Raw genomic sequence first — 13,620 nt, 5'->3', positions numbered from 1 at the left:
GCGCGACATGAAAGCTCAATCCGGGTTACTGCTGATGTGTCTGGGCTTGGCTGCTTGCCAGAGCAGCAACCCGTACGTGGCGCAATCGCGGCCCTTGCCTCCGGCGCCGCCGCAAGCGGTCACCACCTTCGACCGCAGCGCGTACCCGGCACCGCCGCGTGACTATGGGCGTTATCGCAGTTGGGCCTGGCTCAACGGGCAACTGCCGCCGGGCACGGCCTGGGCCGATTCGGCGCAAGTGGCCGAAGCGGTGAGCAATGCGCTGGATCAGCGCGGCTTGCGCCCGTTGCACGACAATCGCCCGGCCGACTTGCTGGTCAGCGCCGATCTGCGTCTGGAAACCCGCTTGCGTCAGGTCCAGGACGACTACGGTTATTACGGCGGTGGATACGGTGGCTATGATCGCTATGGTCGCGGTTACGGCATGTACAACACGGTGCCGATCGTGCGCACCTATTCCGAGCAAGTCGTGGTGGTGCAGGTCAATCTGTTCGACGCCGGCAGCGGTCAGCCGGTGTGGAGCGCGAGCGCCGAAACCGCGAACAAGGGCAGCGAAATCGATCGCACCGACTCGATCCGCGAGGCTGTGGAAAAGGCCATGTCGGCGTATCCTCCCAGTTAGCTTCCTGCCAATCAGAAGCTGCCGCAGGTTCATGTCTTCAACCGGAGAAAACCCATGTTCCGCCGTCTCGCTTTACTGGCCATGGCCGTGCTGCTCAGCGCCTGCGCCGCCAACCAGGTCAACCATGACTTCGATGCCAGCCGCGACTTTGCCGCCTATCGCAGCTGGAGCTGGAAAGACCCCGCCCTGCAATACCGCCCCGATGATCCGCGGATCAAAAGCGACCTGACCGAGCAACGCATTCGCCAGGCTGTGGCCGATCAGCTCGACCAGCGCGGTTTGCGTCCAGCGGCGGCGGGTGCCAAGGGTGACTTGTATGTGCAGACTTACCTGATCGTCGAGGATCGTCAGCAGCAAGTGACGACCAACTACGGCGGCGGCTGGGGCGGCCCGTGGAACGGCTACTGGGGCGCGCCGATGTACAACGAAACGCGCAACATCACCTACAAGGTGGCGACCATCCAGATCGACCTGCTCGACGGCAAGGATGGCAAACTGGTATGGCGCGGCAGTGATGAGCAGATGCTGTCCGGCAAGCCGAATCCCGATGATCGCAGCAATGCCATCCGCGAGACGGTCGGGCGGATTCTGGCCAACTATCCACCGCGCTGAATCCGTTAAAAAGTCGGAGCTGTTGAGCTCCGATTTTTTTGTTCCACCCTAAATTCTAATGTGGGAGCGAGCCTGCTCGCGAAAGCAGGGTGTCATTCAACTGTTATTTATCTGACACGACGCCTTCGCGAGCAGGCTCGCTTGTATGGTAGGACTTGAAGGGAGGAGGAGGGACAAGGCTCGATTCTGGCTGTTGACGCAGCACAGACCGTGGGAGATTTCGCCCCTCCTCCTTTCACCCAAGCGCCGATAAAGAATGCATCTGGCTAGACCGACGATAGGAACAAGCCTGCGCCTCTGGGTGAGCCCTTCAAGTGCTCAAACCTTATCCCGGAGGAAATCCTGTGGCAATGCCAGTCGCTCTATCAAATCCGATCGTTGGCGTGGATGTCGCCAAAAATGAACTGGTGATTTATCAGGCCGATAGCGATCTGCTTGAAGCGATTCCCAACACCAAAACATCCATCAAGCAGTGGCTGAAGGCCTTGCTCGGCCCCGTGTCTATTGCCATTGAGGCAACCAACATCTACCACCTGGAATTCGCTGATTTGGCCTATGCGGCCGGTTGCACGATTTACATGGTGGGTGGCTATGAACTCAAACATTACCGCGAAGGCGTGAAGATCCGCGCCAAAACCGACGCCTTGGACGCCAAGCTGCTGGCCCGTTACCTGAAGAACGAAGCCGAGGAGTTGCGCCCCTGGACCCCGCCATCACCGCTGTACCGCCAGCTCCTGAGCCTTTTCCGCCGCCGCGCGGCTTTGGTCCAGGCAAGGGTCGGCCTGGTGCAGAGCTGGTCGAATGAGCCGCTGTTGAAGGCAGCTTTTGCTGAACAAATAAAATCCATGCAGCGGCTTGAAACGATGATCGAAAAGACGATCAACGATCAGCTCAAACAAGCCGGTTTGCTCTGCCAATTGAAGCGTTGCCTGAAAGTTGAGGGCATTGGATTTCTGACCGGAGCGCGCCTGCTCACGGCGTTTCAGCGGGGGGAATTTAGCAACGCGGATGCGTTTATCGCCTTCCTGGGCATGGATTTACGGGTATCGAAATCAGGGCAAAAGGACGGTCGCCGCAGCTTGACCAAGCGCGGAGACCCCGAGGCCCGCCGACTTTTGCACAACGCAGCGATGTCGGCTAGCCGTACGATAGCCTGGAAAGGGTTTTACGAAGCCCAAAGAGCACGGGGTTTCAGCACCACGCAGGCGTTGGTGATGCTGGCTCGCAAACTTGCTCGGGTGGTATTCGCCTTGCTGAAAGGGCAAAGCGAATATCAGACAAAAGTCAGTTGAGGGCTTCCCCTCAACCATAGAATCTCCCACAGGGATGTTTGTCTGTTCAAAATGGCGCGTTGCCATTAGGCGTGTCTACACTCAATTGCACCAATGGAGCTAGCGGCAAAGGAGTGCGCCATGTCGCCTCGTTCGCGATTCAACGGCCCGGCCCGCCAGCGCGGGGCGATTGGCTTGATGGCGGCGGCCACCCTCAGTCTGGCGGTGGTGATGCTGCTGTTGGTGGTCGACACCGGCCGCTTGTACATGGAACAACGCAAATTGCAGCGGGTGGTCGACAACGCCGCCCTCGAAGCCGTGAGTCGTGGCGGTAATTGCCTGCCGGGGCTGAGCGCCGCCAGTTACGCCGGGCAAAGCGCCGTGCGCAATGGCTACATTGTTGATGTCAGCAACACCCTCGCCACTACGTGCGGCACCTTGGTGACGGCCGCCACCGGCCTGCGCACGTTCGCGGTAGATGCCACGCAAGCGGCAGCGGTCAAAGTCGTTGCCAGTCGCACGCTGACCACCAGTTTTGCCGGTGGTATACAGGCCTTGTTCAGCGGTACACCGGTCAGTCTCAATACCACGCTCAATGCCTCGGCGGTGGCCGCCAAACCGCAGCCGACGGTGGCGCAACTGAATATTCGCAGCACCCTGGCCAGCATCGATACGGCCCAGTCGAACATCCTCAATCCGCTGTTTTCCGGGCTGCTAGGCGGCAACGTCAACCTCACGGCACTGGGCTGGGATGGCCTGCTGAACACCGACATCAACCTGCTCAAATACCTTGATCAACTGGCGATCAATCTCAACGTCGCGGCGGGCAATTACACGCAGTTGCTCAACACTCAGGCCACGGTGACGCAACTGATCCAGGCGGCGGCGACCGTGGTGCAACTCAATGGCGCGACCGCGCAGGTGACCACTGCGCTGGGCCAATTGCAGGTGGCGGCGATCAACGCGGCGCCGGTCAAACTGGGCGACATCCTGCAATTGCAGACCGGCACTACATCGGCAGGATTGGACGCCAATCTGCAACTGCTGCAGCTGATTCAGGGCGTGGTGCAACTGGCCAACAGCAAGAGTGCGGTGGCGGCGACGTTGCCGATCAGTGTGCTCGGGCTGGCGAATGTCACGGTGCGGGTGAAAGTGATCGAACCGCCGCAGTTTTCCGCGATTGGCGATCCGGCGCGGGCCAAGGTCAATCCGACCGGGGCGGACCGGATTTATGTGCGTACGGCGCAGGTTCGCACGCTGGTCTCCGTGAATCTGCCGGTACTGTCCGGGGTGACGGGGCTGACCAATGCCGTGCTGGGGCTGGTCGGTGGATTGACCCCGACCCTCAATGCACTACTGAGTCTGAATCTGGTCAGTACGCTCAATTCGGTCCTGTGCCTGTTGGGCGCGGGTTGCGAGCAACTTGATCCACAATTGCTGCCATCACCGCAAATCGACATCAGTCTGGATGCCGGCGGCGCCAAGAGTTATGTCACCGATTACAGCTGTCCGACGGGCACCACCGGCACCAAGAGCCTGACTGCGCATACCATTACGTCCATCGCTGACTTGAAACTCGGCAAGATCGATCCGGCCAATGCCTTTTCTTCAGCGGCCGAACCCACGGTGGCGCCTTTGGCGCTGATCGATCTGGGGATCGTCACCTGTCACAAAATCCTGCTGCTCGGCACCTGTGATCCTGCCACCCATGTTCCTTTCGGCGCGGGAGGCATCGGCATCATGCTCGACACCAGTGTCGGGCAAACTTCGCAAGACCTGGTGTTCACCAGCAGCACGCCGTTCGCCACCCCGGCCAACCTCAAACTGCCGCCGAGCATCTTGCCGGCCGCGCCAACCAGCAACATCGTCGGCAGCCTGTCGAGCACCCTCGCGGGCATCAACCTGATCGTCTACAAACCGCAGGGCAGCAACCCGTTGGGTGCCATCGTTACCGGCGTTGCCTCGTTGATCAGCGATGTCACCAACCGATTGTTGCCCGTGGTGACCGGTGCACTTAGTCCGTTGCTCGACCCGCTGCTGAACAACCTGCTCAAAGGTCTGGGCATCAATCTGATGGACGTCGACGTCGGTGCCAATATGACCTGCGGCCAGACCGGCAAGGCCTATCTGGTGATCTAGGCGTCCACGGCAACCGGCAACTCGATGCAGAACCGCGCGCCCTCCGCCGAATTGCGCACGCTCAACTGGCCGCCCATGTTGTCGATGATGCCGTAGCTCACCGACAACCCTAGCCCGGTGCCGACGCCGATCGGTTTGGTGGTGAAGAACGGCTCGAAGATCCGCTCCAGCAGACGCGGATCAATGCCGCCGCCGTTGTCCTCGACCCACAACCGCACGTTCTGTTCATCGCGCTCGGCGTAGATCGCAATCCACGGTTTGAAGCTCGAGTCCTTCTCGCGTTTGCTCAACAACGCGTCGCGCGCATTGACCATCAGGTTGATCAGAACCTGCTCAAGCTGATCGACGTAGCCACGCACTTGCACCTCGAACCCTGTCTCGCTGATGTGCAAATCCACGCCTTTACCGCGCATGCCTTCGGCCAGCAGCGACAGCGTGCCTTCGATGGCCGAGGCGGGGTTGAACAGTTGCTGCTCAATCTCCGAACGCCGGCCGAATACCCGCATGTGATCGACCACTTTCGCGGCGCGCTGCACCTGCGCATCAATGCGGTTGAGTTTGTCGGTCAGGTAGTCGACCTGCACATCGCCGTTGCCCAGACGCTTGAGCACGTTGACGATGGCCATGCGCATCACGTTCAGCGGCTGATTGATTTCATGGGCAAGGCCGGTGGCCATTTCGCCGAGGGTGGCCATTTTCGCGCTTTGCGTGAGTTGTTGCTGCGAGCGGCGCACTTCGGTGTTGTCGCGGCCCACTGCTTGCACTTCGATCAATTGGCCGTGTTCATCGAACACGCCGCGATCGGACCAGACCCACCAGGCGTGTTCGCGGCCGGGCAGTTGCAGGCTGATTTCTGCGGTGCTTACCGGTTCATCTGTGGTCAGTGAAGCGAGGCGCAGGACGAATGCGGCGCGTTGTTCTTCGGACATCCAACTGCCCAGATCGACCCCCGGCAGTTGCTCCGGTGTGCATTCCAGGTACGTCGCCAACGGCCGGTTGCCGAAAGTCAGAATCAGGTCCGGGCGGTAGCGACAGATCATTGCCGGCGAGTCCTCCACCAGAATCCGGTAGCGCTCTTCACTCTTTTTCACCTGCTCGGCCGCCAGGGTCGCTTCGGTGACGTCCAGCCACAAACCGACCGCTTCCACCGGCAGGCCGAGGTCATTGCGCAGCAACCTGGCTTCATCGAGCAGCCAGTGATATTCACCGTGACGGTCGCGCAGGCGATAACGCGCGCGTACCGAACCTTCGCGTAACAGCTGACGGCTGCGGGCGAAATAAAGGTCGCGATCTTCGGGATGGATCATCTCGACCAGTGCGCCGTCGCCGCAGTCCTCAAGGCTCCAGCCCAGCAAGGGTTGCAGACTGGCACTGAAGAACGCCGGGATCAGCGCGCCTTCTTGGTAGTGCTGGACGTAAATCACCGCCGGCGAACTGGCGATCAGGTTGTCCAGCCGTGCATGTGCGGCGGCGGCCCGTTGTTGCTGGTTCTGGATGTCGCTGATATCGAGCATGAAACCGACCAACCGGCGGTACTCGCCATTGCCAATCACTTGGCCCTGCACGCGATACCACGTGGGCGCCTGTTCGTTATTAACGCCGCGCAGGCGCACCGATAACGTCAGGGCTTCACCGTGTTGTTGCAAGGCTTGCAGACGGCTGCGCAACTCGTCGCGGTCGGCGGGATGGATTTGCGCCAGCCAGTCTTCCAGCGCTAATCCGCCAGAGTTCACGTTCAGGGCCGCCGCCAGCGCGGGGGCCAGTTGAATGTGGGCGTCGCCTGCCAAAATCTCCCACCAACCGGTGCCCAGCAGGGTTTGCAGCGACTCGATACGTTCCAGTTGCAGGTGATGTTGTTGTTCGCGCAGGCGTCCGAGCAACGGTCCGGCCAGTGCGCCGACCAGCGTTATCCAGTCGCGCTCGGTGAGGTATGGCGCGGCGCTGTCCACGGGATAAAAACCGCAGAGCAGCCAAGCCACCACACCGCGCTCATCGCTGTACGGCACTGCGAAACCTTCGGCACTGCCGAACAAAGCCTGCACCCGCGAATGTTCATCGAGGCCATGGTGTGCGCCGACGCGTTGCGGCGCGGCGCCGTTCAGGCTGTCCAGCGGCGTGCCCAGGCGCTGGCCGTCATGCCACAGGGTCGGTGCATCGTGGGCGCGATACTGGCGATGGATTTGCCACCCCTGTTGTTCATCATCAAGCAAGGCCAGCGCCAGACAGGGGATATGCCAGCGCTGGGCGATCATTTGCAATTGTTCGCTTACGATCACCGGCAAACGCACTTGGCTGCAAGCGCGTAACTGTTCGCTGACCTGCCCGGCAATCAATTGGCAGGCATCACGCTGACGCGATTGTTGGCGTTCGAGCAGCAAGTCAGCGATGTCGATCAGCTGCATCAGCCAGCCTTCGCCCAGCGGCTGTACCCAGCCCCGCAGGTGCACGGTTTGCTCACCCAGACCGAAGAAGTCGAGATCCAGCAAGAGCCCCTGCCACTCCCTCGGCCGACCTTCGATGGTCAACGTGCTGTGGGGCAGCAGATAAGTGCTGAGTGGCAGGGGTTGATCTTGAGGTTTGAACTGCGCCAGCAGATGCCGCAGCGGGCCGGCGATTTGCAGCACGTCACCGTCGTCGTTCAGGTACAGGTGCAAGCCTGTTGCGGGTGAGCCGAGTGGGTCGGGCAACTCGTGGGCGGCGGGCGGCGTGCGTTTGAGCAAGCGCCCGAAGAGGTTGTCCCCCGACGTCAAAATTGCAGACTCGATTTGGCGGTCAGGTAGGTGGGCAGATTGGGCACTGTGCCAACGACCGGAAGCACCAGAAACGGCATGACCTGATTCAACTTGCTGACCGGATAATCCACTCGCACCGTCAGCAGGCCTGAAGCGCTGTATTGGCTGCTGGTATCAACGCCGACCACCAGGTTGAAGACCGGCGGAATCCAGGACAATTGCTGGGTCAGCGTAGCGTTCGCGGTGTTGAGCACCACCGTTGAATAGTTGGGCGTGTTGGGATCGACCGCGACACTGCGGCGTACCGCTTCGGAGGTGGCCTGGTTGAACGATTGCATCATCACCAAGGGCAGGCTGTAACTGACCAGACCGTAAAACACGGCGAAAAAAATGATGAACACCAAGGCGAACTCAATCGCCACCGCACCTTTTTGCGACTTCCGAAAGCCGGTTTTCATGAGTGCGTCTACCCTGACTGTCACTGCGTAGTATCAGCATAGAATCATTCCGCAAAAATGGACGGTTTTTACCCGATGTACAGTTTTATCCTCCTGATCTGGTTGGGGCTGTGCGCTGCGCAAGATGCTCGCCAGCGGCGCATTGCCAATGGGCTGACCCTTGGCGCGGCGGCGCTGGCGCTGATCTGGCTGCTGTGGACGGGCAGCACTTGGCTGGGCGCTGACGCAGGGCAGGGCGGCTGGGCCTGCCTGATCGCACTGGGGCTGACCCTGCCGGGGTTTTTCATGGGCCGGATGGGCGCCGGCGATGTGAAATTAATGACAGCTCTTGGCCTTGCGACGGACGGTCTGTTCATTCTCGGCGTGTTTATTGGCGCGGGGCTCGGCAGCGTGATCTGGCTGCTGCTGGCGCCAAGAGTCTGGCTCCATATGAGTCAAGGGCTTAGAGAACGTCTGCGATATCTGGCTCCCGACATGTCAAAAAAGCTGCCATTTGCTCCGTTCGTGCTGGTCGGTGCTGTGCTCGTTGTACTTTGGATCCATTAGTCGCCAAGCGCCATTAGTTCTATGTACATAGTCGGAAAGTACGTCTACTTTCAAAGGAACTGGTTATACAGCCAAAGGCTGGCAGTACAGGAATGGTCAGCTTTGGCCTGGGACATGGAGTAGCACGTGAACAAGCTTACGTCTGCGGTAAAAGTCCTCGTGGTCGACGATCAGCCGTTGATTGTGGAGGAGTTGTGCGAGTTTCTTGAAAGTAGCGGTTATCGCTGTGTGCCGTGTGAGTCCAGTGCGCAGGCGATCGAGCGTTTCAGTGAGGACGCGGAGATCGGTCTGGTGCTGAGTGATCTGCACATGCCGGACATGGATGGCATTCAGTTGATTCAGGAATTGCAGCGGCTGGCGGGCAAGCATCGGGCGTTCGAGGCGATCATGCTGACTGGGCGTGCCGACAAGCAGGACGTGATCAAGGCGTTGCGTGCCGGGATTGCCGATTATTATCAGAAACCGATTGATCTGGATGAATTGCTCGAAGGTGTGCGGCGACAGGAGGTGGCTCTGCAGGAGCGGCAGAAGAATCTGCAACTGGGGCATTTGAATCAGAAGTTGCAGTATTTGTCTGAGTCGATTGATGACCTTTATCAGGATCTGGACAAGGTGCGGCGCAGTCCTTCGTCGGTGGTTCGCGATGGGTTGGGTGGTGAGCCCACCGAGGTTGAGGCGCAGGAGATGCCGGCGATTTTCAATCAGTTGTCGCCGCGGCAACTGGATGTGGCGCGGTTGGTCGGTAAGGGGCAGACCAATTATCAGATTGCCTGTGAGTTGGGGATTACCGAGAACACGGTGAAGCTTTATGTTTCGCAGGTGTTGCGGTTGACGCATATGCATAATCGGACGCAGTTGGCTTTGGCTCTTTCGCCGAGTGCTTCGGCTGCGCGGCAGCGGGTTACGGCGCATTGACTTGGCGGCCTTTGGGCCGACCAGGTTCTTGGGGTTTGGTGTGTATATCCGTTTTTTTGGGTGTTGCGGCTGGCGGTTCCGCCCTTACGGCGGGTCACTTTTTCAGACGCCAAAAAGTAACCAAAAGGCTGGGCCCCGGCGTTCGGCCCCTCGCTGGGGCTCGGGGTTCCTTCGTTCCGGGATCTATCCGGGGGCATCGCCTACGGTTTGCTTCGCTGCACCTCCTCTCGATGTGTTTGGCTTCGCCAAACGGTCGCTGCGCTCCCACCCCCGGATAAATCCCTCCACTCAGCCTGCCGAAGGGGCCAACAGATCAAAAGCTGCAGCCGAGCTAACGCTCATCCTGTTGAGTGGTTAGGAGCGGGTGAGGGGCTTTTGATCTGGTTCAAAATCTGAATTCGACTCGATATTTCACGTCGGCGTAGCTCTCCCAAACACCACGGTCAGTCCCCTCTCCCTCTGGGAGAGGGTTAGGGTGAGGGGCTTTTGATCTATTTCATAATCTGAGTTCGACGCGGTATTTCACGTCGGCGTACCTTTTCCAAACACCTCGTTCAGTCCCCTCTCCCTCTGGGAGAGGGTTAGGGTTAGGGTGAGGGGCTTTTGATCTATTTCATAATCTGAGTTCGACGCGGTATTTCACGTCGGCGTACCTCTACCAAACACCCCGGTCAGTCCCCTCTCCCTCCGGGAGAGGGCTAGGGTGAGGGTTGGCTTTTGGCTGTTTAAATTTGTGGCAGATAACCAGAACCTTCCCACACTGTTTTCAGGTTGTCCGTCGGACGTGAGCTCTCTAGTCTCTGGCTGTCGCTGAACACTCAGCGATCGGGTGTGAGAACCCGGCAATTTATGGTCATCCAGTCCTTGTGCACGCATAATCGCCGCCAGCTTGTCTGCTGTCTGCAATGTGTCATGGCGGCTGTGTGCGGGCAGACTTCGGTCTGGCCGGGTGTCCATAACCGGTATTCTCACCCCGCATACAGCTGCCACCTTTTGCCCCGTGAGAATGGCAGAGGGTGGCGGCAAAGACTTTGGAGTTGTTTCAATGGACAAACTGATCCCCGACCCACCCCTCGAATCCACCACCCCGCTCGAAGAAGCCATCCGCGCCGACAACCTCGCCAAAAACCGCGAAGCGATCAAACGCGCTCTCGATTTCTACCTCTGCCCCGAACCTGCAAAACCCCGCCAACCGAGCACGATGTTTCTCATCCATCCGAAAATCGATACGGAAAGCCTGCTCGCCCACGCCTGCGAATCCCTGGCTTCGGCCAATACGCTGGCCGGTAACTTTGCCGATCAGCTCGGCCGGCCCGAGCGCAATACCGCGCTGGCGATTCAGCAGATCATCATGCTGGCTGAGCTGGCGGTAAACCGGGCACTGGATCGGGTCGATCCGCAGACCTGATCCGTCACACACCGCGTCATCGTTCTTCGCGAGCAGGCTCGTTCCCACAGGTGGAGTGCATTTCAAAAGGTGGGAGCGAGCCTGCTCGCGAAAGCGCTCGCAAGGTCAGCACCTCACTAATTCTTGGTCTCGATCTTCCCACCCGCATCCGGATCATAAAAATCCGGAATCTCATATTTGTACTTCTTCAACCAGCGCTGCATCGCCAGATCCCGTTCGGTCGCGGTTGCCGTTTGTGGCTTGGGCGAGGCGGCTTTGTTGCGGCTTTGCAGGACCAGCCAGCCTTCGGTTTCCTGTTGTTGCGCCGAGGCGGGGCCGGCGTCGATGGCGGTGGCGCTGAGGGGCAGGCTGAGCAGGGTCAGGTAGCACAGGCCTTTAAAGGGATGCATGGCTGTCTCCTTATTTGATCGGTGACGGCAACGGGTCGACGACGGCGGCCACTTGGTTGCTGGTGGCCGGTTTGGTCTTGACCGGGGCTTTGAGTTTTTCTGCGCGTTGCTGGGCTTCGGTGAATTGTTGCGGGGTCAGTTTCGCGCGGCTGACGATTTCGGCGGCTTGTGGCCAGTCGTTCTGGTACAGCAGAAGGGTGACCATGTTCAGGGTCGCCAGTTGGTTGTTCTGCTTGAGTTCGATGGCGGTGAGAAACTCGAAACGTGCGTCGTTCAGGCGCAGCTGGTTGAGGTAGACCACGCCGAGGTCGTTGCGGATTTTTTCGTCGGTGGGGGCCAGTCGGGCGGCGCGTTGCAGGTGGGCCTGGGCCTGGCCGTTGTCGCCGCGAGCGGCGTAGAGCTGGCCGAGGCCGTGTTCGGCTTCGGCGGTCAGGCAGCCGCCGAGCAGGCTGCGGTACAGCGGCTCGGCTTCGCTGCGGCCGAGCAGGCGATAGACCTTGGCTTTGCGCAGGCGCACTTCGCTGATGTTGTCCGGCAGGCTTTGCAGGTTGGCGAGGCTGGCATGCAGTTTGCCGTCGTTGGCCAGGTCGTCTGCGAGGTTCAGGGCCAGCTCCTGCTCCTGGGTCATTTTGCTGCAACTGCTCGGTGACAGCAGTGCCGTCCAAGGTGCCTGGCCGTCGGTGGCGCAACCGCCGAGCAGCAACAGACTTGCGATGACTATCAGTACTTTCATCAAACGCTCTCCATGAGCAAGGTCAGTTTGCAAACGCCCGGGCAATGGCGGTGAAGCCCGGGCCGGCGAGGACGATCAGCAGTGCGGGAAACAGAAACAGCATCATCACCACCGACATCTTCGCCGACATTTTCGAGATGTATTCCTGCAAGCGCGTCAGGCGGCGGTCATCCAGCAATTGCTTGAGCGCCAGCAGCGATTTCATCGCGCCACCGCCCTGTTGAATCAGTTGCTGGAGGATCACGCAGGTGTCAGTGAATTCGTCGACGGCGAGCATTACTGCGGTTTTGTTTAACTCTTGGCCGAGTTCCAGGCCAGAGTCGACACGGGTCAGGATCAGGCGCAGTTCGCTGGTCAGTTCCGGCAGCAGTTTTTGCGCTTCGATGCTGAGCACGCGCAGGGCCTGTTCGACGGCCATGCCGGATTCGAAGAGGATGCGCAGCAGCGGAATGAACGTCGACACCTCCACGGCGATGGTTCTTTGCCGACGTGCCGCCGCGTAGGCCAGCAAGCGTTTGGGCAGCAGATAGCCGGCGCCGGTGGCGAGCATCGGCACGATCCAGCGGTTGTCAGCCTCCGGGAAAAACACCTCTTGCAGAAAAATCGCCAAACCCAACGTCAGCAACGGCGTGCCGATCTGGCAGGCGGCGTACAGCGCCCGTTCGCTAGAGCGGCGCCAGCCGATGCGGTTGAGCAGAGTCTGGGTTTCGCTGTCGATGCTCACCGAGCGTTGTCCGAACTTACTGCCGCCCAGTGCGCGCAGCCAACTGCCGAAGCGGTTTTCACGCACCAGATGCCCTTGCAAGCGCTGATTGACCTGACGCACCCGGCGCCGTTCGGTGAGCAAGTGATTGACCACGAGTAGCAGGGCGCCGAGCAGCAACATGAGAGCGGCGAGGTAGACCATGTCAGACGCTCCGTAACATGCGCCACAGCGCCAGGCTTCCGAACACTTGCAACACGGCAGCGCTGATCAGCATGTGCTGCCCGCTCGCGTCGTTCCACATCCCGAGCATGTAACCGGGGTTGGTCAGCATGAAGTAACTCACCAGCAGCAACGGTAACGAGCCGAGCACCCACGCGGTCATGCGCGTTTCGCCGGTGAGCGCACGCAGTTGCCGCGCGCCTTGGTCGCGTTCGCGGATCAGTTTGATCAGGTTCTCCAGCAGCTCGCTGGCGTTGCCGCCGTAGCGATGATTGACTTTGAGGCCGAGGGCGAACATGCGCAGTTCGTCCTGTTCATACAGTTCGGCGAAATCGCTGACGGCGTCCGGCAAGTTCACGCCTAGTTGCACGTTGCGCTGGACCCGGCCCATGGCTTTTTTCAGCGGATCTTCACTGGCTTCAATGCCGCCCATGACTGCGTCGCTCAAGGTGCGCCCGGACTTCAGGCTGCGCACGGTGTGGTCAAGCAACTGCGGCAGTTGCTCGATCATCCGTTTGACCCGGCGCTGGTAAAGAATGCCGATGTACAGCCGCAACAGCAGTGGCGGTATGACGATCATCAGCAGCAGCCCGACCCAGTCGGCGAGAAAAAACCCCAGCGCCATCGCCAGCGCCCACAGACTTAGCCACAGACCGAAACGCTCGGTCGGGCGGCCCAGTCCTGCACGCAGAAACATCCGCTCCAGCCCGACCCACACAGGTTTTTCCGGCGCCAGTTGCGGCTGCCCCGCGGCGAGTCGGTTGAGGACTTTTTCCGTGGCGGTCTTGCGCAGGCCTTGCAGGAACAGACGGATCGACAGCCCCAGCAGCGTCAGGCAGATAACAATGAGAATGATCGGTCCCAACATGC

At 60.0% G+C, this 13,620-nt stretch carries 13 protein-coding genes; 7 read left to right on the top strand and 6 right to left on the bottom strand.

The features are described from left to right. Positions 1–7 precede the first annotated feature (7 nt). From ACOYXE_RS19280 to ACOYXE_RS19265, 4 genes are all read left to right on the top strand, one after another. Entirely contained in the window at positions 8–622 is a 615-nt protein-coding gene (locus tag ACOYXE_RS19280) for a DUF4136 domain-containing protein (protein WP_160055494.1), read from the top strand. Positions 623–676: 54 nt separating this feature from the next. Further along, positions 677–1,234, top strand: coding sequence for a DUF4136 domain-containing protein (locus ACOYXE_RS19275; protein WP_160055496.1), 558 nt, complete (start codon positions 677–679; stop codon positions 1,232–1,234). A gap of 350 nt (positions 1,235–1,584) precedes the next feature. Then, on the top strand, positions 1,585–2,526 hold the full coding sequence (locus tag ACOYXE_RS19270; protein ID WP_405124250.1) for an IS110 family transposase: 942 nt from the start codon (positions 1,585–1,587) through the stop codon (positions 2,524–2,526). Between the two features lie 120 nt (positions 2,527–2,646). Beyond that, entirely contained in the window at positions 2,647–4,644 is a 1,998-nt protein-coding gene (locus ACOYXE_RS19265; RefSeq protein WP_460926451.1) for a pilus assembly protein TadG-related protein, read from the top strand. Here the strand turns inward: ACOYXE_RS19265 and ACOYXE_RS19260 are convergent. Further along, entirely contained in the window at positions 4,641–7,394 is a 2,754-nt protein-coding gene (locus tag ACOYXE_RS19260; protein ID WP_460926450.1) for a PAS domain-containing protein, read from the bottom strand. The two genes, ACOYXE_RS19265 and ACOYXE_RS19260, sit on opposite strands and share 4 nt — an antisense overlap. After that, positions 7,391–7,834, bottom strand: a complete 444-nt coding sequence (locus tag ACOYXE_RS19255; RefSeq protein WP_095121976.1) for a TadE/TadG family type IV pilus assembly protein — start codon at positions 7,832–7,834, stop codon at positions 7,391–7,393. The genes ACOYXE_RS19260 and ACOYXE_RS19255 overlap by 4 nt, the downstream gene beginning before the upstream one ends. Positions 7,835–7,909: 75 nt before the next feature. On the opposite strand from ACOYXE_RS19255, the gene ACOYXE_RS19250 reads away from it, so the two are divergent. The 3 genes from ACOYXE_RS19250 to ACOYXE_RS19240 all read left to right on the top strand — a co-directional run bounded on the left by ACOYXE_RS19250 (position 7,910) and on the right by ACOYXE_RS19240 (position 10,703). Further along, complete coding sequence (locus ACOYXE_RS19250; RefSeq protein ID WP_405122383.1) at positions 7,910–8,380, top strand: prepilin peptidase; 471 nt, start codon at positions 7,910–7,912, stop codon at positions 8,378–8,380. Between the two features lie 126 nt (positions 8,381–8,506). Continuing rightward, entirely contained in the window at positions 8,507–9,295 is a 789-nt protein-coding gene (locus tag ACOYXE_RS19245) for a response regulator (RefSeq protein ID WP_460926449.1), read from the top strand. Between the two features lie 1,045 nt (positions 9,296–10,340). Then, positions 10,341–10,703: a DUF6124 family protein gene (locus ACOYXE_RS19240; protein WP_150706227.1), complete on the top strand. Its 363-nt coding sequence runs from the start codon at positions 10,341–10,343 to the stop codon at positions 10,701–10,703. A gap of 116 nt (positions 10,704–10,819) precedes the next feature. Here ACOYXE_RS19240 and ACOYXE_RS19235 read toward each other — a convergent pair whose 3' ends face one another. From ACOYXE_RS19235 to ACOYXE_RS19220, 4 genes are read right to left on the bottom strand one after another with little or no spacing between them, the layout of a single operon-like run. Beyond that, complete coding sequence (locus ACOYXE_RS19235; protein ID WP_095121984.1) at positions 10,820–11,092, bottom strand: DUF3613 domain-containing protein; 273 nt, start codon at positions 11,090–11,092, stop codon at positions 10,820–10,822. 10 nt (positions 11,093–11,102) lie between these two features. Beyond that, positions 11,103–11,825 (bottom strand): hypothetical protein, encoded by a 723-nt coding sequence (locus tag ACOYXE_RS19230; protein WP_460926448.1) that lies wholly within the window; start codon positions 11,823–11,825, stop codon positions 11,103–11,105. Between the two features lie 22 nt (positions 11,826–11,847). Then, positions 11,848–12,732 carry a type II secretion system F family protein gene (locus ACOYXE_RS19225; RefSeq protein ID WP_460926447.1) on the bottom strand — a complete coding sequence of 295 codons (885 nt, stop codon included), beginning with the start codon at positions 12,730–12,732 and terminating at the stop codon, positions 11,848–11,850. Between the two features lies 1 nt (position 12,733). Beyond that, positions 12,734–13,618: a type II secretion system F family protein gene (locus tag ACOYXE_RS19220; RefSeq protein ID WP_160055512.1), complete on the bottom strand. Its 885-nt coding sequence runs from the start codon at positions 13,616–13,618 to the stop codon at positions 12,734–12,736. Positions 13,619–13,620 lie beyond the last annotated feature (2 nt).

It is taken from the genome of Pseudomonas sp. MC6, assembly GCF_054790575.1.
This window is presented reverse-complemented; position numbering and strand designations above follow the sequence as displayed.

Bases quoted from the DNA above. Each gene is read 5' to 3' on its own strand.
- ACOYXE_RS19225 (WP_460926447.1), bottom strand. From the start codon at position 12,732: ATGGTCTACCTCGCCGCTCTCATGTTGCTGCTCGGCGCCCTGCTACTC.
- ACOYXE_RS19255 (WP_095121976.1), bottom strand. From the start codon at position 7,834: ATGAAAACCGGCTTTCGGAAGTCGCAAAAAGGTGCGGTGGCGATTGAG.
- ACOYXE_RS19270 (WP_405124250.1), top strand. From the start codon at position 1,585: ATGCCAGTCGCTCTATCAAATCCGATCGTTGGCGTGGATGTCGCCAAA.
- ACOYXE_RS19235 (WP_095121984.1), bottom strand. From the start codon at position 11,092: ATGCATCCCTTTAAAGGCCTGTGCTACCTGACCCTGCTCAGCCTGCCC.
- ACOYXE_RS19275 (WP_160055496.1), top strand. From the start codon at position 677: ATGTTCCGCCGTCTCGCTTTACTGGCCATGGCCGTGCTGCTCAGCGCC.
- ACOYXE_RS19280 (WP_160055494.1), top strand. From the start codon at position 8: ATGAAAGCTCAATCCGGGTTACTGCTGATGTGTCTGGGCTTGGCTGCT.
- ACOYXE_RS19240 (WP_150706227.1), top strand. From the start codon at position 10,341: ATGGACAAACTGATCCCCGACCCACCCCTCGAATCCACCACCCCGCTC.
- ACOYXE_RS19230 (WP_460926448.1), bottom strand. From the start codon at position 11,825: ATGAAAGTACTGATAGTCATCGCAAGTCTGTTGCTGCTCGGCGGTTGC.
- ACOYXE_RS19250 (WP_405122383.1), top strand. From the start codon at position 7,910: ATGTACAGTTTTATCCTCCTGATCTGGTTGGGGCTGTGCGCTGCGCAA.
- ACOYXE_RS19220 (WP_160055512.1), bottom strand. From the start codon at position 13,618: ATGTTGGGACCGATCATTCTCATTGTTATCTGCCTGACGCTGCTGGGG.
- ACOYXE_RS19265 (WP_460926451.1), top strand. From the start codon at position 2,647: ATGTCGCCTCGTTCGCGATTCAACGGCCCGGCCCGCCAGCGCGGGGCG.